This window comes from Billgrantia sp. NRB1, from assembly GCF_056921725.1.
The window spans coordinates 1,561,319-1,581,165 of the sequence record NZ_CM167783.1; the positions used below are offsets into that span (position 1 = coordinate 1,561,319).

At 69.0% G+C, this 19,847-nt stretch carries 13 protein-coding genes; 8 read left to right on the forward strand and 5 right to left on the reverse strand.

Annotated elements, in window-relative coordinates:
- Positions 1 to 3: 3 nt before the first annotated feature.
- Complete coding sequence (gene acpS, locus ACZIYR_RS07060; protein ID WP_473033058.1) at positions 4 to 381, forward strand: holo-ACP synthase; 378 nt, start codon at positions 4 to 6, stop codon at positions 379 to 381.
- Here acpS and ACZIYR_RS07065 read toward each other — a convergent pair.
- On the reverse strand, positions 321 to 3,038 hold the full coding sequence (locus ACZIYR_RS07065) for a response regulator (RefSeq protein ID WP_483528690.1): 2,718 nt from the start codon (positions 3,036 to 3,038) through the stop codon (positions 321 to 323). The two genes, acpS and ACZIYR_RS07065, sit on opposite strands and share 61 nt — an antisense overlap.
- Positions 3,039 to 3,156: 118 nt before the next feature.
- On the opposite strand from ACZIYR_RS07065, the gene cysM reads away from it, so the two are divergent.
- Genes cysM through ppc form a run of 5 tightly spaced genes read left to right on the forward strand, consistent with a single transcriptional unit; the run spans position 3,157 to position 11,274 of the window.
- Entirely contained in the window at positions 3,157 to 4,053 is an 897-nt protein-coding gene (cysM, locus tag ACZIYR_RS07070; RefSeq protein WP_483528691.1) for a cysteine synthase CysM, read from the forward strand.
- Position 4,054: 1 nt separating this feature from the next.
- A complete protein-coding gene (locus ACZIYR_RS07075; protein WP_483528692.1) occupies positions 4,055 to 5,446 on the forward strand; it encodes a TRAM domain-containing protein in 1,392 nt (463 codons plus the stop codon).
- A gap of 28 nt (positions 5,447 to 5,474) precedes the next feature.
- Positions 5,475 to 7,757, forward strand: coding sequence for a GTP diphosphokinase (gene relA / locus ACZIYR_RS07080; protein WP_483528693.1), 2,283 nt, complete (start codon positions 5,475 to 5,477; stop codon positions 7,755 to 7,757).
- Positions 7,754 to 8,629 carry a nucleoside triphosphate pyrophosphohydrolase gene (gene mazG, locus ACZIYR_RS07085; protein WP_483528694.1) on the forward strand — a complete coding sequence of 292 codons (876 nt, stop codon included), beginning with the start codon at positions 7,754 to 7,756 and terminating at the stop codon, positions 8,627 to 8,629. Before relA ends, mazG begins: the two co-directional genes overlap by 4 nt.
- Positions 8,626 to 11,274 (forward strand): phosphoenolpyruvate carboxylase, encoded by a 2,649-nt coding sequence (gene ppc, locus ACZIYR_RS07090; RefSeq protein WP_483528695.1) that lies wholly within the window; start codon positions 8,626 to 8,628, stop codon positions 11,272 to 11,274. Before mazG ends, ppc begins: the two co-directional genes overlap by 4 nt.
- A 203-nt stretch (positions 11,275 to 11,477) precedes the next feature.
- Here the strand turns inward: ppc and ACZIYR_RS07095 are convergent, their stop codons facing one another.
- The 3 genes from ACZIYR_RS07095 to ACZIYR_RS07105 all read right to left on the reverse strand — a co-directional run bounded on the left by ACZIYR_RS07095 (position 11,478) and on the right by ACZIYR_RS07105 (position 15,038).
- Complete coding sequence (locus ACZIYR_RS07095) at positions 11,478 to 12,104, reverse strand: hypothetical protein (protein WP_473033063.1); 627 nt, start codon at positions 12,102 to 12,104, stop codon at positions 11,478 to 11,480.
- A 103-nt stretch (positions 12,105 to 12,207) separates the two neighbouring features.
- Positions 12,208 to 13,104 carry a ketopantoate reductase family protein gene (locus tag ACZIYR_RS07100; protein WP_483528696.1) on the reverse strand — a complete coding sequence of 299 codons (897 nt, stop codon included), beginning with the start codon at positions 13,102 to 13,104 and terminating at the stop codon, positions 12,208 to 12,210.
- Complete coding sequence (locus ACZIYR_RS07105) at positions 13,101 to 15,038, reverse strand: DNA topoisomerase III (protein ID WP_483528697.1); 1,938 nt, start codon at positions 15,036 to 15,038, stop codon at positions 13,101 to 13,103. The genes ACZIYR_RS07100 and ACZIYR_RS07105 overlap by 4 nt, the downstream gene beginning before the upstream one ends.
- A 201-nt stretch (positions 15,039 to 15,239) precedes the next feature.
- On the opposite strand from ACZIYR_RS07105, the gene ACZIYR_RS07110 reads away from it, so the two are divergent.
- Positions 15,240 to 16,496 (forward strand): ABC1 kinase family protein, encoded by a 1,257-nt coding sequence (locus tag ACZIYR_RS07110; protein ID WP_483528698.1) that lies wholly within the window; start codon positions 15,240 to 15,242, stop codon positions 16,494 to 16,496.
- Between the two features lie 135 nt (positions 16,497 to 16,631).
- Positions 16,632 to 18,449: an SEC-C metal-binding domain-containing protein gene (locus tag ACZIYR_RS07115; RefSeq protein ID WP_483528699.1), complete on the forward strand. Its 1,818-nt coding sequence runs from the start codon at positions 16,632 to 16,634 to the stop codon at positions 18,447 to 18,449.
- Between the two features lie 29 nt (positions 18,450 to 18,478).
- Here ACZIYR_RS07115 and ACZIYR_RS07120 read toward each other — a convergent pair whose 3' ends face one another.
- Positions 18,479 to 19,846, reverse strand: a complete 1,368-nt coding sequence (locus ACZIYR_RS07120) for an AmpG family muropeptide MFS transporter (RefSeq protein WP_473033065.1) — start codon at positions 19,844 to 19,846, stop codon at positions 18,479 to 18,481.
- Position 19,847 lies beyond the last annotated feature (1 nt).

The following is a 19,847-nucleotide window of genomic DNA, read 5'->3' on the forward strand; positions in this document are numbered from 1 at the left end:
CTGATGATCATCGGCATCGGCACCGACGTTGCCCAGATAGCCCGCTTCGATACGGCGGTTGCCCGCCACGGCGACCGCTTCGCCGAGCGCTTGCTCGGCGAAGCGGAGCGCGAGCGGCTGGCCGATCACGTCTCCCCCGGGGCCTACCTGGCCAAGCGGTTCGCCGCCAAGGAGGCCTTCGTCAAGGCGCTTGGCGTGGGGCTAAGGCGCGGCATGCGCTGGACCGAGATCCAGGTGGTCAACGACGCCCTGGGCCGCCCTTCGCTGGTGCTGGGTGGCAAGGCGCGTGAGCTGGCCAATGCCGCCGGGGTCAAGGCCATTCATCTGTCGCTTTCCGACGAGGCCGAGGTGGCGCTGGCCATGGTGGTGCTCGAAGGCTGAGCGGCGTGCCAGGCCTGGAGGCGCGCCATGGCCTGCAGCAGCTCGTCCATCAGCGCGGCTATCTCGGTCATGCCCCGCGAGCGCAGCCGCGTCTCCAGGGTCTCGGCCACCAGCGCCAGCTCGGGCGCCCCGCAGTAGCGGCAGGCCCCGTTGAGGGCGTGTACCGCATCCAACAGCCCCTCCTCATCGTGTGCCGTCAGGGCGGCACGCAGCGCTGCCTCGGTCGCCGGCAGCGATTTGGCCAGCTCGTCGAGCAGCTCGCGCGCCAGGGACTCGCTGCCATTGGCCAGCCGTGTCCCCAGGGCCAGGTCTACGGTGGCCAGTTCGCCGCTGGCAGAATGAGCCTGTGTCGCCGACGAGCGGGGTTCGGCAGCAGGTGGGGCGGCGGCCCCGCCCAGGTAGCGGCGCAGTACCCCTTCGAGCTCGTTGGCATCCACCGGCTTGAGCAGAATGCCCTGGAGGCCGGCCTCCAGCAGCTGGCGGCGGTCCTCCTCCAGGGCATGGGCGGTCACCGCAATCACTGGACACTTTGCCCAGCCGGCGTCGAGCCTGCGCAGGGCGCGGGTGGTCTCCACGCCGTCGATGCCCGGCATGCGAATGTCCATCAGCACCAGGTCGAAGAGGCGGCTTTCGGCCAGCGCCAGGGCCTCCTCGCCGCTGGCGGCTTGCTCGACGATCAGCCCCGGGCGCTTGAGCAGTTCGCCGAGCAGGCGGCGATTGCTGGCATTGTCGTCCACCACCAGCAGACGTGACTGGCGGCGCTCGCCGTCCGCGGTGAGTCGCGCGGTACTATGGCGTCGCAGCGCATCGGCCAGGGTTTGGCGTGGCAGCGGCTTGCAGAGGATCTCGCCTCCCTCGGGCAGCGCCAGATCGGGCAGCTCCAGCGGGCTGGCATTGGCCAGCAGCAGCACCGGGCAGGAGGCGGCTTCCAGCCGGCCCTGCCACTCATCGAGCTGTCGGCTGGTCGCCCTGGTGGGCAGTGCGGCGATCATCAGGGTGGCGTCCGGCACCGCGGCCAGGGGAGTGTCGGACTCGACCACCCGGGCGCCCCAGCTGCCGAGCAGGTGGCGAAGCGCATGGCGGGTGGGGGCGTGGGGCTCATGCAGGGCAATGCAAGCGCCGTCGAGGCTCCGCTCAGCAGGGGGCGCCTGTCGCTCGCTGCACTCCAGCGGCAGGGTGAAGGCGAAGGTCGACCCGCGGCCGGGCTCGCTCTCCACACTGATCTCGCCCCCCATCTGTTCTACCAGCTGACGGCTGATGGCCAGCCCCAGTCCCGAGCCGCCGTAGTGGCGAGGGTGGCTGGGGGCCGCCTGGCGAAAGGCCTGGAACAGCTCGAGCTGCTCCTGCTGCGACAGGCCGATACCGGTGTCGCTGACGCCTATGCGTAGCGCTACCTGGCCCGGCTCGGCCGACTCCTCGACCATGACCCGCACGATCACCTCGCCCCGGTCGGTGAACTTCAGCGCGTTGTGAACCAGATTGGTCAGCACCTGGCGAATGCGCAGGGGGTCGCCGCGCAACGAGGTCGGAACGTCATCGTAGACCAGACCCAGCAGCTGCAGGTCCTTCTGGTGCGCCAGCGGCGCCTGTAGGCCGAGCGCCTCGTCGACCAGAGTCACCATGTCGAGCTCGGTGCGGTCCAGCTCGAGTCGGCCGGCCTCGATGCGCGAGAAATCCAGGACATCGTTGACCAGCGCCAGCAGGTTGTCGCAGGCCACCTGGACCTGGTCGAGCCACTCTCGCTGGCGGGGGTCCAGGCGCGAACGGCCGAGCAGGCGACAGAAGCCGACGATGCCGTTGAGGGGGGTGCGAATCTCGTGGCTCATGCTGGCCAGGAACTCCGACTTGATGCGGCTGGCCTCGAGCGCCCGGCGATGCGCCAGGTCGAGCTCGATGTTCTTGATCTCGATGGTCTCCATCGACTCCTGCAGGTCGGCCGTGGTCTGCTCAATCTGGCGCTGCATGTTGTCCCGGGAGTGCTGGAGTTCATCGCCCAGGGCATTGACCTGCGCCGCCAGTTGACTGAGCTCGGCGGGTCCCTGCTCGTTGAGTCGAACATGGGAGTCGCCACGCCTCAGGCAGCGCAGGGCGCTGCCGGCGTCCCTCAGGCTGCTGTCCAGTCGCCGCCCCAACAGCGAGCCCAGCACGAACAGGCCGAGCCCCAGTACCAGCAGGATCAGGCCGGTGCTCGCCAGTCGCCGATAGTGGTCCAGGGTCAGGGAGCGGGTGTCGATATCGATCTCCAGCCAGGCCGCTGGCGAGGCGCCCGTCTGCTGCTCGGCGTCGGGCAGCGGCACCAGCAGCCGCCATCGGTCGTTGCCATCGTCCAGACGTGTCGCGTCGGGAGGCGCTGCGGCTGCGGACGTGTCGTTGCGTCCCAGCTCAAGCAGGGGGACCCCATCGCCTTCGTAGAGCCCGATCCCGCGGGCTTCCTCGATGGACAGCAGCTGCCGGGCCAGCGCGTCCAGGCGCTGGGTGTCCTGTTCGCCCAGCGCCACGCCGAGCCCAGGGGCCTGCAGCTCGGCAGCCAGGGTCAGGCGCTCCTTCAGGGCCGACTTGCGCCACTCGGTATCCTGATGAAGCACCAGCACGGCTACCGCCATCAGGGCTAGCGGCAGGCAGAGTATCCATAGCGTCAAACGGTTTCCGAGCGACATCGGGGCATCCTTGGCACGGTGATTCGCGCTCCAGTATGCCACAGGCGGGCGGGATGCCTGTCCAGTGGATGGCGCGCCGGATATAATGATGAAAAGGCGTTTCCATAAGGAAGGTTACATGCATTTCCCCACCCTCGAGGAAATCATCGGCAACACGCCGCTGGTGCGCCTCAAGCGTATTGCGGCGGGCCGCAACAATACCCTGCTGGCCAAGCTGGAGGGCAACAACCCGGCGGGGTCGGTCAAGGATCGCCCGGCGCTCTCCATGCTCGAGCAGGCCGAGCGTCGGGGCGACATCGCCCCGGGCGACACCCTGGTCGAGGCGACCTCGGGTAACACCGGGATCGCCCTGGCCATGGCGGCCGCCATCAAGGGCTATCGCATGGTGCTGATCATGCCCGAGAGCGCGTCGAGCGAGCGCAAGCAGGCCATGGCCGCCTTCGGTGCCGAGCTGATCAGCGTGAGCAAGGCCGGCGGCATGGAGGAGGCCCGCGACCTGGCCGAGGCGATGATTGCCCGGGGCGACGGTAAGCCACTCAATCAGTTTGCCAATCCCGACAACCCCCTGGCCCACTATCAGGGGACCGGCCCCGAACTGTGGGAGCAGACCGCCGGCAGCATCACCCATTTCGTCAGCTCCATGGGTACCACCGGCACCATCATGGGGGTGTCGCGCTACCTCAAGGAGCGCAACCCCGAGGTGCAGATCGTTGGCCTGCAGCCCGAGGACGGCGCCAGCATTGCCGGGATTCGTCGCTGGCCCGAGGAGTACCTGCCCAGCATCTTCGACGCCTCGCGGGTCGATCGCGTGCTCGATATCGGCCAGCACGAGGCCGAGGTGCACATGCGGCGCCTGGCCCGGGAGGAGGGCATCCTGGCCGGTGTCTCATCCGGCGGCGCCCTGGCCGGTGCGCTGCGCGTGGCCGAGGCGGTGGAGAACGCGGTGATCGTATTCATCGTCTGCGACCGTGGCGACCGCTACCTCTCCACCGGCCTTTTCGCACAGGAGGCCTGAGGTGGCGATGCTCGGCAAGCGCCGCCCGCCGCGCAAGCGCTCCGGCGTGTCCGGCCTGCAGGGGGCGCGAGAGACTGCACGCCGGCCCCGCCCCGATGCCGATCAGGCGGTGACCATAGAGCGCCTGGCCCATGACGGCCGCGGCGTGGCCCGTGCCGCCAGCGGCAAGACGCTGTTCGTCGAGGGGGCGCTGCCCGGTGAGCGCGTCGAGGTGGCGGTGCATCGCACCCGTCAACGCTTCGACGAGGCCCACGTGCGCACCCTGGTGGCGGCGTCTCCCGAGCGTGCCGTGCCGCCCTGTCCCCACTATGGCCAGTGTGGCGGCTGCGACCTTCAGCATCTGTCCCTTGAGGCGCAGCGTGCCCACAAACGGTCGGTGCTGGAGGAGCTGCTGGCCCGGGAGGGCATCGCGCAGCCAGCGCCCCCGACCCTGCTGGCCGAGCCGGAGAGCGCCTACCGGCGCCGCGCCCGGCTAGGCGTCAAGGTGGACGCCGAGGGCGGCGTGCACCTGGGGTTTCGGGCCCGCCACGCCACCCGGCTGGTGGATCTGGACACCTGCACCGTGCTGGTGCCCGCCCTGGCCACCCTGCTGGCGCCGCTGCGCGCGCTGCTGGCCACCCTGGAGGCCCCCCGGTGGGTGGGGCACCTGGAGCTGGTGGCCGGCGATGACGCCACGGCGGTGATCGTGCGCCAGCTGCGCGAGAATGGCACCGACTGCCAGCGCTGGCAGGCGTTCGCTGCCGCCCAGGGAGTGGCCGTGGGGCGCTGGCTGGGGCGCGAGACACCCGTGTTCGAATGGCTGACGGCGCCGCCGAGCCTGGCCTATCGATTGCCTGGGGCCGGTGGCGAGCTGCGCCTGGGCTTTGCCCCGGGGGATTTCCTGCAGGTCAATGAGGCCGTCAACCGTCGCCTGGTCGCGACGCTGCGCGAGTGGCTGGCGCCGCTCGACGGGAGCGCCGTGCTGGATCTCTACGCCGGGGTGGGCAATTTCAGTCTGCCGCTGGCGGCCGAGGGCGCTCAGGTGAGCGCCGTGGAGGGAAGCCCGGCGATGGTCGCGCGGCTGGCCGAGAATGCCCGGGCCAATGGCCTGGCGGTCAATGCGAGCCAGGCCGACCTCAACGACCCGGCCGCCGTGGCGGACCGGCTCGAGGCGCTTCGCCCCGGGGCAGTGGTGCTGGACCCGCCCCGGGATGGTGCAGACGCCGCCTGTCGCGCCCTGGTGGCGCATCCGGTGCCTCGGGTCGCCTATGTGGCCTGCGACCCCGCCACCCTGGCGCGGGATGCGGCACGCCTTGTGCATGGCGGTTACCGCATCAGCCAAGCGGCGGTGGCCGATCTCTTCGTGCACACCTCGCATCTGGAATCCGTGCTGCTGTTCGAGCACTACGAATAGCGGCCACCATCGCAAGGAGTGTAGCGAGATGGTGAAAGTGCGTGACGATCAGCCGTTGACCCGTGACGGTGACGTCGATATCGAACATTGGCTCGAGCGCCTGCAGGAGGACGTCAAGCTGCGCGACCCCGACGCGATGCGTCGCACCTGCGAGCTGGCCAAGCGTCTGGCAGAGGAGTCGCCACGCTCCCACAAAGCCTGGCTGCCGGCGGGCTCCAGTTTTCGCATGGGGCTCGAGATGGCCGATATCCTCGGCGAGCTCAAGCTGGACCAGTCGGCGCTGGAGGCGGCGGTGCTCTATCGCGCCGTGCGCGAGGGGCTCATGTCGCTGCCGGCCATCGAAAAGCACGTCGGTTCTGAGGTGGCGGGGCTGATCGACGGGGTGCTGCAGATGGCCGCCATCAGCAATCTCCAGACACCCAGCCAGGGCATGGTGCAGCACGACCAGCAGGACAATCTGCGCAAGATGCTGGTCAACATGATCGACGATGTGCGGGTGGCCCTGATCAAGATCGCCGAGCGAACCTGCGCGCTGCGGCAGGTGCGGGATGCTCCTCGCGAGAAGTGTCTGCAGGTGGCTCGGGAGGTCTTCGACATTTATGCACCGCTGGCCCATCGGCTGGGCATCGGCCAGCTCAAGTGGGAGCTGGAGGATCTCTCCTTCCGCTACCTCCACGAAGATGAGTACAAGACCATTGCGCGCCAGCTGGCCGAGAAGCGCCTGGACCGCGACCGCTATATCCACGAGGTGGTCGAGACCCTCAAGGGGCTGCTGGACGCCCAGGGCATCAGCCCCTACGACGTCAACGGTCGCGCCAAGCATATCTATTCCATCTGGCGAAAGATGAAGCGCAAGCGCATCGACTTCTCCCAGGTCAACGACGTGCGCGCGGTGCGTATCCTGGTGCCTGAGGTGGCGGACTGCTACACCGTGCTGGGGCTCGTGCACTCGCGCTGGCACCACGTTCCCAATGAGTTCGACGACTATATCGCTAATCCCAAGAAGAACGGCTACCAGTCGCTGCACACCGCCGTGCTGGGCCCCGAGAACAAGGTGCTGGAGATTCAGATTCGCACCTTCGCCATGCACGACGAGGCCGAACTGGGCGTCTGCGCCCACTGGCGCTACAAGGGGCACGATACCAAGGCCAAGAGCACCAGTTACGAGGACAAGATCGCCTGGCTGCGTCAGGTGCTGGAGTGGCAGGAGGAGGTCGGCGACTTCGGCAACCTGCGCGAGGGGCTCTCCAGCGACGTGGCGCCCGACCGCATCTACGTGTTCACCCCCGACGGTCATGTGATCGACATGCCGCGCGTCGCCACGCCCATCGATTTCGCCTACCGGGTGCACACCGAGGTGGGTCACCGTTGCCGCGGGGCCAAGGTCGACGGCCGCATCGTGCCGCTCACCTACAAGCTCAAGACCGGCCAGCAGGTGGAGATTCTCACCGCCAGCAAGGGCGGGCCGAGCCGCGACTGGCTCAACCCCAGCCTCGGCTATGTGTGTACCTCCCGGGCCCGAGCCAAGATCCAGGCCTGGTTCAAGCATCAGGCCCGCAGCCAGAACCTCGAAGAGGGCAAGGCGCTGTTCGAACGAGAAATGAAGCGCCTGGACATCGAGGACATGGACCTGGAGACGCTGGCCAACAAGGTCAACTACGTCAGCCCCGACGACATGTACGCGGCGCTGGGGGCCGGCGATCTGCGCATCGGCCAGGTGCTGCACCAGGCCCAGCAGCTGTTCGGCGAGACCGACGATCAGGAGCAGCTCGACCGGCTGCTGGCCAAGCCGCGCCGCGACGCCGCCAAGGGCGGCGGCTCCGACATCACCGTGCTCGGGGTGGGCAACCTCAAGACCAGCATGGCCAACTGCTGCCACCCGGTGCCCGGCGAGCCGATCGTCGGCTTCATCACCCAGGGGCGCGGGGTCACGGTGCACCGCCAGGACTGCCCCAATATCCTGCAGCTGCGCCTCGACGAGCCGCAGCGGGTGATCGAGGTGGAGTGGGGCGAGCGGGCCCGCACCCAGTATCCCGTGGATATCGAGATCCAGGCGTGGGATCGCTCGGGGCTGCTGCGCGACGTGACCAGCGTGCTCAGCCATGACAAGGTCAACGTGCTGTCGGTCAACACCCTGACCGACACCCGCGACGGCATCGCTCGCATGCGCATCACCGTGGAAGTCGATGGCTTGGAAACCCTGGGCCGGCTGTTCTCGCGGATCCAGCAGCTCTCCAATGTGATCGACGTCAAGCGCCTGCGCAGTGGTGTCAAGGGTGGCAAGGGAAAGCGCAAGGGGAAGCCGTCATGAGCGAGTTGCGCTACGACATCGATGACCTGCTGACCCTGATGGCGGTGCTGCGCGACCCGCGTGATGGCTGCCCCTGGGACATCAAACAGGACTGGGACTCCATCGTCCCCCACACCCTGGAAGAGGCCTATGAAGTGGCCGATGCCATCGAGCGGCGCGCCTTCGACGAGTTGCCGGGAGAGCTTGGCGACTTGCTCTTCCAGGTGGTCTACTACAGCCAGTTCGGGGCCGAAGAGCGACGCTTCGATTTCCATGACGTGGTCCATGCGCTGACCGCCAAGATGCTGCGTCGCCACCCTCACGTCTTTCCCGACGGTACCCTGGCCTCGCGCCGGCCCGTCGGGGTTAGCGCGGCCGAGATCGAGGCGCGCAAGGTCAACAGCCGCTGGGAGTCGCTGAAGGCCGCCGAGCGAGCCGAGCGGGGCGACGGTGCGTCGGCGCCCTCTGCTCTTGACGATGTGCCCCGCACCCTGCCCGCGCTGTCGCGTGCCGCCAAGCTCTCCAAGCGCGCGGCCCGAGTCGGCTTCGACTGGCCCGACGTCCGTGGAGTGGTGGCCAAGATCCGCGAGGAGCTCGACGAAGTGGAGCAGGCGCTGGCCCTGGGCGACCGTGACCATGCCGCCGCCGAGGTCGGCGATCTGCTGTTTGCCGTGACCAACCTCGCGCGCACCCTCAAGGCCGACCCCGAACAGTGTCTGCGGGGGACCAATGCCAAGTTCGAGCGCCGCTTTCGCTACGTCGAGCGGTCGCTGAGTGAGCAGGGGCTGCGGCCTCAGGACGCGGGCCTTGCCACCATGGAGCGCTACTGGCAGCAGGCCAAGCATGATGAACCACCCCACCCCGAACCGCCCCAAGGAGGACGCCGGCCATGAGCCACGATCTGCATGAATCCCTGCGTGACAACGTTCGTATTCTGGGTGATAGCCTGGGGCGTACCATCGCCGATGATCTTGGCCAGGGGTTCGTCGACCGGATCGAGACGATCCGCGGGCTGGCCAAGCAGGGGCGTCAAGGGGATGTGCAGAGCAGCCGAGAGCTGATCGACTTCCTGCGCAAGCTGCCTGACCGGGAGCTGCTGCCGGTGACCCGCGCCTTCAACCAGTTTCTCAACCTGGCCAACATCGCCGAGCAGCACTACCGGGCACGTTTTCGTCGGGTGGAGGACTATCGCCCCGGCAGCCAGCCCATGCTGGGTGAGCTGCTGGCGCGCGCCCGGGACTCCGGCCATGCGCCGCGCAAGCTGGTGGAGAGCCTGGCCAGCATGCGCGTCGAGCTGGTGCTGACCGCGCATCCCACCGAGGTCATACGCCGTACCCTGATCCAGAAGTACGACGCCATTGACGATTGCCTCTCGACCATCGAGTCCTCCGCCGACTATCCCGAGCGGGCCAGCCGCGCGCGTGGCCGCCTGGAGGAGCTGATCAGCCAGGCCTGGCACACTGACGAGATTCGCCACGAGCGTCCCACCCCGGTGGACGAGGCCAAGTGGGGCTTCGCGGTGATCGAGAACTCCCTGTGGCAGGCGGTACCCGACTTCCATCGCGACCTGGACAGCCTGCTGCTGGAGACCGCCGGCGAGCGGCTGCCGCTGGATGCCGCCCCGCTGGTCTTCGCCTCCTGGATGGGCGGCGACCGTGACGGCAACCCCAACGTCACTTCCCGGGTGACCCGGGAGGTGCTGCTGCTGGGTCGCTGGATGGCCGCGGATCTCTACTCCCGCGATCTGGACCAGCTCAAGGCCGAGCTCTCCATGTGGAAGGCCAACAGCGCGCTGCGTGCCGAGGTAGGCGACGTCGCCGAACCCTATCGCGAGCTGCTGCGGCGGCTGGCCACGCGGGTGGAGGCGACCCGCGACTGGGCCAAGGCGGAGCTCGACGGCAAGAGCTTCGAGGGCGGGCCGATCATCGAGACCCGCGACCAGCTCTATGCGCCGCTGCTGGCCTGCTACCGCTCGCTGTGCGACGTGGGGCTGGATACCATCGCCAACGGGGCCCTGCTGGATACGCTGCGCCGGGTGGCGGTGTTCGGCGTGACCCTGACCAAACTCGACATTCGCCAGGAGGCGAGCCGTCATGCGCTGGTCATGGAGGAGCTCACCGGGGCGCTGGAGCTCGGCCACTACCGCGACTGGAGCGAGGCGCAGCGCCAGGCCTTCCTGCTCGCCGAGCTGGAGTCGCGGCGTCCCTTGATCCCGCGTCGCTGGGAGTGTTCCGCCGAGACCCGCGAGGTGCTGGATACCTTCCGGGTGATCGCCAGCGAGCAGCCCGAAGCGCTGGGCACCTACGTCATCTCCATGGCGGCCCAGCCCTCCGATGTCCTTACCGTGGCGCTGCTGATGAAGGAGGTCGGCGGGGCGGTGACGCTGCCCATCGCGCCGCTGTTCGAGACCCTGGACGACCTCAACCGGGCCGGCGACGTCATTGACCGTCTGCTGGCGCTGCCGGGCTACCGCGCCCTGGCCGGCGACAGTCAGGAGGTGATGATCGGCTACTCCGACTCGGCCAAGGACGCCGGCCAGCTGGCGGCCGCCTGGGCCCAGTACCGCGCCCAGGAGCGGCTGGTGGAGGTGTGTCAGCTGCGCGGCGTCGACCTCACCCTGTTTCACGGCCGCGGCGGGGCGGTCGGTCGCGGCGGCGGGCCGGCCCATGCGGCCATCCTCTCCCAGCCCCCCGGGTCGGTGAACGGCAGCCTGCGGGTGACCGAGCAGGGGGAGATGATTCGCTTCAAGTTCGGCCAGCCCGATATCGCCTTGCGCTCCATGGAGATCTACGCCTGTGCGGTGCTCGAGGCGACGCTGCTGCCACCGCCGTCACCGCAGCCGCACTGGCGAGAAGAGATGGATCGCCTGGCCGAGATCGCCCATCGCGGCTACGTCAGCGTAGTCCGCGAGAATCCCGATTTTGTACCCTATTTCCGGGCGGTGACCCCGGAAGGCGCGCTTGGACGCCTGCCGCTGGGCTCGCGGCCCACCAAGCGGCGTCAGGACGGCGGCGTTGAGACCCTCCGGGCGATTCCCTGGATCTTCGCCTGGACCCAGATCCGCCTCATGTTGCCGGCCTGGCTGGGCAGTGGCGAGGCCTTTGCCGCGCGCATCGAAGAGGAGGGGGGGCTTGAAACCCTGCAAGAGATGCGTGAGCAGTGGCCCTTCTTCGGTACCTATCTGGACATGCTCGAGATGCTGCTGGCCAAGGCCGACGTGGGCATCGCCACCTATTACGAGCGGCGGCTGGTGGATGAACCGGCTCTGAAGGCGCTGGGCGAGGAGCTGCGCGAGCGCTGTGGTCGCCTGCAGTCGATGCTGCTGGCGATTCTCGACCAGCAGCAGCTGCTGGAGCAGATGCCCCTGATCCGCCAGGCGATCGAGGTACGCAATCCCTACATCGACCCGCTACACGGCCTGCAGGCGGAGCTGCTGCAGCGCAACCGGGATGCCGACGGCGCCATCAGCGGCGAACTCACTCGCGCCCTGATGGTCACCATGGCGGGGATCGCCGCCGGCCTGCGAAATACGGGGTAGGCCCGGGCTTCGACCGGGAGGAGCGAGGGGCAAGGCGCGAGGAAAACGATATTGGTGTCATGGCGCTGGCAGGGCACAATCCTGCTCGAACCTCGAACCTCGAACCTCGAACCTCGAACCTCGAACCTCGAACCTCGAACCTCGAACCTCGAACCTCGAACCTCGAACCTCGAACCTAGAACCTCGAACCTCGAACCTAGAACCTAGAATGGAAAGTGCACCGACGCGGTGATCTGATTGAGGTGCGCCATGCTGGGCGCATCGATCTCCTCGAACTCCAGGCGGCTGATCGCCCGGTTGAGCTGCAGCCTGGCGCCGAATCCCTGGATACGGGAGGTGCCGGCCGTTGCCATCTGGCGGCCGTCGCCATGGCCATGGTTCACCGGGTCGCCGGCCCAGTCCGCGTAGCCGGTCTTGGCATAGAGACCGAACTGGCCGAGGCGCACCCCGGCGATCAGGCTGCCGCCGAGGCTGGTGGTGTTGAGGAGTAGGTTCTCGCCGGCGTAGGCGCTTGGTACCTCGTCGCTGGTCCGATAGGTGATCTCGGCGCCCAGATCGAGTCGCGGCAGGGTCAGGGGCCGGTAACCGGCCACCACGCGAAAGCCCGAGGTGAAGCCGTCGAGGGTGCTGACGCTGTTGCCCTGCAGCAGCACGCCGTTGTCTAGCGGTAGTAGCTCCGGGCTGTCACCGGCATAGGCGGGGGCATCGAGTTCTCCCGGCTGTGCCAGCGTATCTGCCAGGCTCATGACGTCGTCGCTGGCCAGCGCATTCGGTGCACCTAGCGATAGAGTCACTGCCAGTGCGGCAGCGGCATGGGTTCCCGGTTTCATCTTACCTGACCTCGAGAAACGGCGGGCAGCGAACGGTCGCTTGGCCTGCCAAATACCCATCTAGCATAACAACCCGGCTGAAGTTACGCCAGGCGCTAATATATCATCGGGCTGCCGCGAGCCAGTCGTCGAGTTCGGCCAGGCGGGGCGCCGCCAGACCATGGCGCCGGGCGGCCTCCTCCAGGGGGCCGAGAATGGCCTCCCGCTCGGTGGGGCGACCGGCGAGCACGTCCTGCAGCATGGAAGCGCGGTTGCCGGCGGTGCCCGCCACGACCCGCCAGACCCGAGCATGCCAGCCCTCCTCGGGGGCGGGAATCCCTTCGGCGGCCAGGATCGCTGCTACTTCATCGATGACGGCGTCGACCAGCGGGCGGAAGGGGCGGTCGCGCAGCTGGCCGTTGCGGATGCGAAAGCGCGCGACCAGCGGGTTGATGGCCGCGTTGACGGCCAGCTTCTGCCATAGCCGGTGACGGATATCGGTGACCGCGCGCGCCTCGAGGCCGGCGGCGTTCAGGGTGTCGGCGAGGGCGACGGCCAGCGCGGTGTGGCCGCCGTCCAGGGCGCCCAGCAGGGTCTCGCCGCGGCCGGCATGCACCACCCGGTCGTCGCTCTCGACATAGGCGCCTTCGGTGGTGGTAGCGCAGAGCACCGGGCCTGAATGGCGGGCGGTGAGGCGCGGCTGGCAGCCGAAACCGTTCTGCCACAGCACCAGCGCCGTACTGGCGGGCAGCCGGTGGACGATGGCGCCGTAGGCCGCCTCGGCGGCGTAGGCCTTGGTGGTCAGATGGACGACCCCGGGGGCGTCGTCAGGCAGGGCATCGAGACAGGCGACGGCCACATGGGAAACGAGGGGCTCGCCGCCGGGGGTGACCAGGGTCTGCTCGGCGGGCAGCGCCCGGCGCCCGATCAGGGTCACCGGCGCGAGCTCGGCGAGGCGCAGGCCGATCAGGCGACCCAGGGCGCCGGGGCCGACGATCCAGTGGCTGTCCCGCCGGGTCATGCGGGGCCCCGCTTGCGGGAGGCGCGGCGCCGCGACTGGCCCTTTCCCGAGGTGCTTCGCCGGCGAGGGGCGCTTGTGCGGCGCCGGGTCGGGGTGGAAGCCTCCTCGCCCTGCGCGCTGGCGAGCGCGCGGCGCAGCCCCTCGGCGTCGGCGCCGCCGAGCAGGCCGCGTAGGTCCTCGATCAGCCCCGCCACGAAGGCGCTCGGGTCGTCGCCCTGCTCGGCGATGGCGGCCAGCCGCTGCTCCCACAGGGCGGTGCGCTCGGGTCGCGTCGCCGCCTCCGGCAGCGAGGCGATCAGTGCGCTGCCAAGCCGCGTGGCGCGCAGCGCCTTGCCCTGCCTGACCAGGTAGCCGCGCTGCAGCAGCGTTTCGATGATCCCGGCCCGGGTGGCCTCGGTGCCCAAGCCGTCGGATTCGCGCAGGGTACGCCGCACCGCGGAGTCGTCCACGTAGCGGGCGATGTTCATCATCGCCTTGATCAGGCTAGCGTCGGTAAAGGGCTCTGGGGGGCGGGTCTCGCGATCTTCCACCCCTGCCTGCTCGACCCGGCAGCGCTCGCCCTCGGCCAGGGGCGGCAGCGGGGGCGCCTCGTCGCGGGTGGTGAACAGCGGCTTCCAGCCGGGCTGGAGAATGGTCTGGCCCCGGGCCCGGAAGCGTTCCCCCAGGATCAGGAATTCGGCCTTTACCTCGCGGGTGGCAAGCGGCGGGTAGAACTGGGCCAGGACGTTGCGGGCGATCAGTCGAAAGACGTCGGCCTCGGCCTTCTCCAGACGCGAGAGCTCCGCCGGCTTGCCGGTGGGGGCCAGGGCGTGGTGGGCGCCCACCTGCTTGTCGTTCCAGGCCCGGGAGCGCAGGGAGAAGTCCGCTCCGGCGAGCCATTGCGCCAGGGTGGCGTCCGCCTGGCAGGCTCGCTCCAGGGTAGCGCGGGCGGTACGCAGATGCTCCTGGGGGAGATAGCGGCAGTCCGAGCGGGGGTAGGTGATCAGCTTGTGGCGCTCATAGAGCCGCTGGCAGATATCCAGCACCGCCTTGGCCGAGAGCCCGAATCGCCTTGCGGCGTCGACCTGTAGCGCCGAGAGCGAGTAGGGCAGCGGGGCGGGCTGGCGCTTGTCGCGGCTCTCCAGGGCGGCGAGCTCCCCCTCGGCGCCGGGCAGGCGCTCGGCCAGTGCCGCCGCCGGCTCCCGCGCGAGTAGGCGCCCCTGGTCGTCCAGCGGATGGGGCTCGCCGGGCTGCCACCAGGCGCGCAGCTGTCCCCGGGGCAGGGCCAGGTCGACCCACAGCGGGAAGAAGGGGCGGGGGGTGAACTCGCGGATCTCCGCGTCGCGGCGGACGACCAGCCCCAGCACCGGGGTCTGTACCCGTCCCACCGAGAGCACGCCGTCGTGGCCCGCCTGGCGGCCGGTGAGGGTCCAGGCCCGAGTCAGGTTGATGCCGTAGAGCCAGTCGGCCCGGGCTCGGGACTCCGCGGCCCGGTAGAGCGGTTGGTAGCGAGCGTTGTCCTCGATCCGCGCCAGCGCGCGCTGCACCGCCGGGCGGTTGAGGTCGCTGATTAGCAGCCGCGACACCGGCCCTTTCCAGCCCAGGTGCTCGATCACCTCCTGGACCAGCAGCTGCCCCTCCCGGTCCGGGTCGCCGGCGTGGACCACCTCGCCGGCCTGCTTGAGCAGCCGGCGAATCACCGCCAGCTGCCCACGCGCCTTGGGCCGCGGGGTGAGCTTCCACTGCCCGGGCAGAATCGGCAGGTGGTCGAGCCGCCACTGCTTGAAGGCGGGGTCGTAGGCATCCGGCGGGGCCTGCTCCAGCAGATGGCCCAGACACCAGGTGATCACGGTGTCGCCCGCGTGGAGGGCGCCCTCGTCGCGTCGTACGCTGCCGGTCAGCCCCTCGGCGATGGCCCGGGCCAGGCTGGGTTTTTCGGCAATGATCAGGCGCATGGGAATGGTCGGCGGTTCTCTATGTGGTGGACATTCTTCCAGTATCGCGGCGCCGTGGCCAGATGTCGGGAGGCTTGTTGTTGTACAAAGTTTGTATCATTATGGGTGGCCCGCCAAGGCAAACGGATATTGTGCAGGCTGGCATGGCGTCAATCTCGGGGCATGGCAAGTCAAACGATAGGGGATGAGGAGGGCATCGCGATGCGTGAACGAGGGCGTACCCGGCGTCTGCTGGGGCTGGGAGCCCGCACCGGCAGTGCCATGATCCGCACTCGCCTGGGTGGGCAGGCCGACTGGCGCGCCCTGGGCGAGGCGCTTTTCGAGGGACTCTCCGAGCTCAAGGGCCCGGCCATGAAGCTCGCCCAGATCATGGCCCAGTGGGATGACCTGCTGCCGCCGGATCTGGTCGAGGAGCTGTCGCGGCTGCAGCGCCAGGCCGAGCCGATGCCCTGGGAGGGCATACGCCGCACCCTGGTGGAGCAGTACGGCGACCTGGACGCGCATTTTCGCGAGGTCGAGCCGCGTCCCTTCGCCAGCGCGTCGATGGGGCAGGTGCACCGCGCCGTGACCCGCGACGGCGATACCCTGGTGCTCAAGGTGCAGTACCCGGGTCTTGCCGAGGTGCTGGAGAGCGACCTGGCCCAGGTGAGGCGTATCATGCGGCTGGGGCGCTGGCTCAAGGTGCCCCAGGTGCGGCTGGATGCCCTGTTCGAGGAGCTCGCTGCCAGCCTGCGCGGCGAGCTCGACTACCACGCCGAGGCCTGCGCGCTGGCCCGCTACCGGGCCCGCTACGCGCACCTCGAGACGCTGGTGATCCCCGAGCCACTGCCGTCGCTCTCTGGCCCGCGGGTGCTGGCCATGCGCTACGTGGCGGGAACCCCGCTGCGCGAGCTGGAGGGGGCCGACGATGCCTGTCGGCAGCGGCTGGCCGCGACCCTGGCCGACTGGCTCACCGAGGAGCTGTTCACCCACCGCGAGCTCCACGCCGACCCCCACGCCGGCAACTTCGCCGCCGACGACCAGGGGCGGCTGGTGATCTACGACCTGGGGGCGGTGATTCCCGTCCCCGAGGCGCGCCTGCGCGCCATGATGGCCCTGCTCGATGCCACCCTGGCGGGGGACCCCATGGCCATGGACGAGGCGCTGCTCAAGCTGGGCGGCCGTCAGGGCCAGGGGGCGCCGCTGGCCCTCTATCGCGAATCCGCCGAGGCGGTGGCGCCGCTGTTCGCCCCCGGGGTGCAGGACTTCTCCGACGTGCGGGTGCACCGCCGGCTGCGCGACCTCACCCCCAAGGTGTGGGCCGCCATGGACCGCCTGCAGCCCCCCGCGGATACCCTGCTGCTCTCCCGCACCCTCAACGGCCACTACTGGAACCTGGTGCGGCTGGGCGCGCGGCTGGACATGCACGCCCGCACCCGACCGCTGCTGGCCTGGGCCAGAGGAGCCCGTCGGACTTAACGCTGATCTGCTACGAAACCCGTATTCCTCGCAACGATCGGTCAAATCCGACAGGCTCCTAGGGGACTGAGCGCGCCTGCCCAGAGCGTGACGGGGCTGTTAGACTGTGGCGTTTTCGGGTTTGCGGAGGCGGCGATGCTGGCAGTATGGGTGGAACAGTTGCTGGGCTTTGCCTCGGGGGCCCTGGAGGCGATCCGCGAAGACGAGCACTATCCGACGCTGATGGCCTGGGCCCGGGACGAGGGGGCCGCCCAGCTGGGCAACGACCTGCCCCTGGCCCAGGCGCTGGCACCGGAGCTGTGGTGCCAGACCCCGCTGGAGCGTGCCGGCTTCGCCTGCGAGCCGCTGGCGCGTCCCGGGCGTAACGAGCCCTGCTGGTGCGACTCGGGGCGCAAGACCAAGCACTGCTGCGGCGCGGTGACCTTGCCCGGCGAGGTGCCAGGCCACCTGATGTGGATGCTGTCGCTGCGTGACTGGAAGGGGCCGACCCTCAAGGCGGCGCTGGAGAGTGGTCGTGCACCGGCCCAGGCGCTGCTCGAGGCCGGACTGATCGCCGCCGAGACCGGTCAGCGCGGGCGCGCCCAGCAGATTCTCGAGTCGCTGTTCCAGCGCGCCGACTGGTCGCGCCTGCCGGTTCAGGCGGAGCCGGCCTTCGAACTGCTGATCGACCTCTACCAGGAACGCGGTTTCACCCGCAAGCGTGCCGAGCTGCTCGACGAGGTGCTGGAACGAGGGCCGCTGTTCCTGCGCGGCGTGGCGCTAGAGCGGCTCTGCCTGATGCATCTCGACAGCGATGACCTGGACAGCGCCCGGGCCGCCTTCGTGCGCGCCCAGCAGGCGCTGCCCGATTCGCCCACCCTGGCGTATATCGAAGCCATGCTGCTGCTTCATGAAGGTCATGAACAGGAAGCCGCCGAGCGGGCGCGCTTCTGGTTCCGTCGTCTGGCTCGCCAGGGCGAGCTGGATCCGGATCAACTGCAGTTCCTCGCCGACTTGGCCGAGAATCCCGGCGCCACCCTGGCCGACCAGCTGCTCAACGCCGAGGAGGATCTGGCCGAACCCCTGGCGGCCCTGCAGGCGCTGCTTGCCGAGCTGCCCCCGGCCCCCGGGCTGGATATTCGCCATACCTCGCAAGGAGAGCTCGAGTATCACAGCACCGCTCGCGAGGACACGCTATTTGCCGCCTTTCAGGTGCATTTCGAGGCGGCCGTGGACGAGGAGAGCGCGCTGGGATTCGAGACCGATCCCTGGCTCCAGGCGGGGGCCTGGCTGCGTGAGCTCTGCGCCCATCCCGAATGGCTCGATTCGCCGCGGGTGGTGCAGTCCTTGGCGCTGGCATTGACCAGTCGTTTCGGCAGCCTGCCGTGGATGTCGCCGAGCCTGTTCGAACCCCTGGCCGACCGGCTGGAGCGTTGGCTGGTGCGGATTCGCGGTGAGGGTGACGGCCCCTTCCTGTGGGACAGCGCGGACAACGCGGTACTGCTGCGCACCGGGCTGGCGCTGGTGGTGGGCATGGAGCGCGGCGCGCGTGAGCGCTCCCGGCTGCTGGCCGAGCGCCTGCTGTCGCTGGACGACCAGGACAGTTTGGGTCTGCAGGAGCTAGTGCTCGACCAACTGCTGCGGGAGGGGCGCGATCAGGAGGCCCTGGCCATGACCGAAACCCATGGCGGCCAGACGCCGGTGCTGGGCATGCTGATGGGGCGTGCGCTCGCCCTCTATCGCCTGGGACGCCGCGAGGAGGCAGAGGTGGTCCTGGCGGAGGTGGCGCGTCACAACGCCCACGCTCTGGCGATGCTCTGCGCCGAAAACCCGCGTCCGGTGGCGTCGGCCCAGGACGGCGTGGCCGAGCCGGGCTCGCGTGCCGAGGCCTGGCAGTACCGCACCCTGATGCGCGACCAGTGGCGCGCCACCCCTGGCGCGCTGGCCTGGCTGCAGGCGCAGCAGGCCGACTGATCGCGAGCCGTCGGGCGTCCAGCTCGCTCTCAAGCGGTGCGCGGCGCCGGCGGCGGCACCAGTTCCCGGTCGCGGCTGATCCAGATGGCCAGGGCGATGGCCGGCAGCCCCAGCGCGGTGGCGATCACGAAGAAGGTGGCATAGCCTTCGGCCGCCACTACCAGGCCGCCGAAGCCGCTGAGGAACTTGCCCGGCAGGGTCATCAGCGACGAGAACAGCGCGTACTGGGTAGCGGTGTAGGCCTTGGAGGTCAGGCTCGACAGAAAGGCGATGAACACCGCGCTGGCCAGGCCGTTGGCGAGGTTGTCACCGACGATGGCCATGACCAGCATCGGCAGGCTCTGGCCGGCCAGGGCCAGGGCGGCGAACAGCAGGTTGGTGAGAGTCGCCGCCGCGGCGCCCAGTACCAGAATCGGCCCGATGCCGTAGCGGGCGACCAGCAGTCCGCCCAGGATGCCCCCGCTGATGCTCATGGCGATGCCGAAGACATTAGTGACATTGGCGATGGTGGCCAGTGAGAAGCCCAGGTCGATATAGAGCGGATTGGCCATGGAGGCCATGGCCAGGTCGCTGATGCGAAAGATCGCGATGAATACCAGCAGCCACAGCGCCTTGAGCTTGTGACGGGTGAAGAAATCGGTGAAGGGGCAGACCACCGCGCCGATCAGCCAGGCCCCTAGCCGTCGCAGATGGCGCGGCTTGCCGCGGCTGGCGCGCAGGAAGGCGCGTACCCGGGGCTCATGGATCAGCTGGGTATTGAGCGACAGACGAGCCGGCTCCGGACGGAGCAGCACGGTGATGACCCCGATTCCGACCAGGCCTGCCATGGTCAGGTAGGCCGCCTCCCAGGAGATCGCCGAGGCCACATAGAGAGCGCCGGCGCCGGCTGCCAGCAACCCGCCGCGATAGCCGATGATATAGGTCGAGGCCATGGCGGCCTGCATGTCGTCCGGGGCGGACTCGATGCGGAAGGCATCGATGGCGATGTCTTGTGTGGCCGACCCGAAGGCGACCAGCAGGGCGAAGACGGCCACCAGCAGCAGGTTCTGTGTCGGGTCGAGACTGGCCAGGGCGACCAGCCCGGTGGCGATCATGGCCTGGGCGGTCAGCATCCAGCCGCGGCGCTGCCCTAGCGTGCGAGTCAACAGCGGCAGCGCCAGGCGGTCGACCACCGGGGCCCAGAAGAACTTGATCGAGTAGAGGATGCCGATCCAGGAAAAAAAGCCGATGGCGGCGACTTCCACGCCATCGCTGCGCAGCCAGGCCGAGAGGGTCGAGAACACCAGCAGAAACGGCAGGCCGGCGGAAAAGCCCAGAAACAGCATGGTGATGACCGGGGCGCGCAGGTAGATCGCCAGGGCATCACGCCAGCTGCGATGGACGGTAGGGAAGGTCATG

Excerpts from the sequence above, each read along its gene's own strand:
- ACZIYR_RS07115 (WP_483528699.1), top strand. The coding sequence starts at position 16,632 with ATGCTGGCAGTATGGGTGGAACAGTTGCTGGGCTTTGCCTCGGGGGCC.
- ACZIYR_RS07105 (WP_483528697.1), bottom strand. The coding sequence starts at position 15,038 with ATGCGCCTGATCATTGCCGAAAAACCCAGCCTGGCCCGGGCCATCGCC.
- cysM (WP_483528691.1), top strand. The coding sequence starts at position 3,157 with ATGCATTTCCCCACCCTCGAGGAAATCATCGGCAACACGCCGCTGGTG.
- ACZIYR_RS07110 (WP_483528698.1), top strand. The coding sequence starts at position 15,240 with ATGCGTGAACGAGGGCGTACCCGGCGTCTGCTGGGGCTGGGAGCCCGC.
- ACZIYR_RS07065 (WP_483528690.1), bottom strand. The coding sequence starts at position 3,038 with ATGTCGCTCGGAAACCGTTTGACGCTATGGATACTCTGCCTGCCGCTA.
- mazG (WP_483528694.1), top strand. The coding sequence starts at position 7,754 with ATGAGCGAGTTGCGCTACGACATCGATGACCTGCTGACCCTGATGGCG.
- ACZIYR_RS07100 (WP_483528696.1), bottom strand. The coding sequence starts at position 13,104 with ATGACCCGGCGGGACAGCCACTGGATCGTCGGCCCCGGCGCCCTGGGT.
- acpS (WP_473033058.1), top strand. The coding sequence starts at position 4 with ATGATCATCGGCATCGGCACCGACGTTGCCCAGATAGCCCGCTTCGAT.
- ACZIYR_RS07120 (WP_473033065.1), bottom strand. The coding sequence starts at position 19,846 with ATGACCTTCCCTACCGTCCATCGCAGCTGGCGTGATGCCCTGGCGATC.
- ACZIYR_RS07095 (WP_473033063.1), bottom strand. The coding sequence starts at position 12,104 with ATGAAACCGGGAACCCATGCCGCTGCCGCACTGGCAGTGACTCTATCG.
- ppc (WP_483528695.1), top strand. The coding sequence starts at position 8,626 with ATGAGCCACGATCTGCATGAATCCCTGCGTGACAACGTTCGTATTCTG.
- relA (WP_483528693.1), top strand. The coding sequence starts at position 5,475 with ATGGTGAAAGTGCGTGACGATCAGCCGTTGACCCGTGACGGTGACGTC.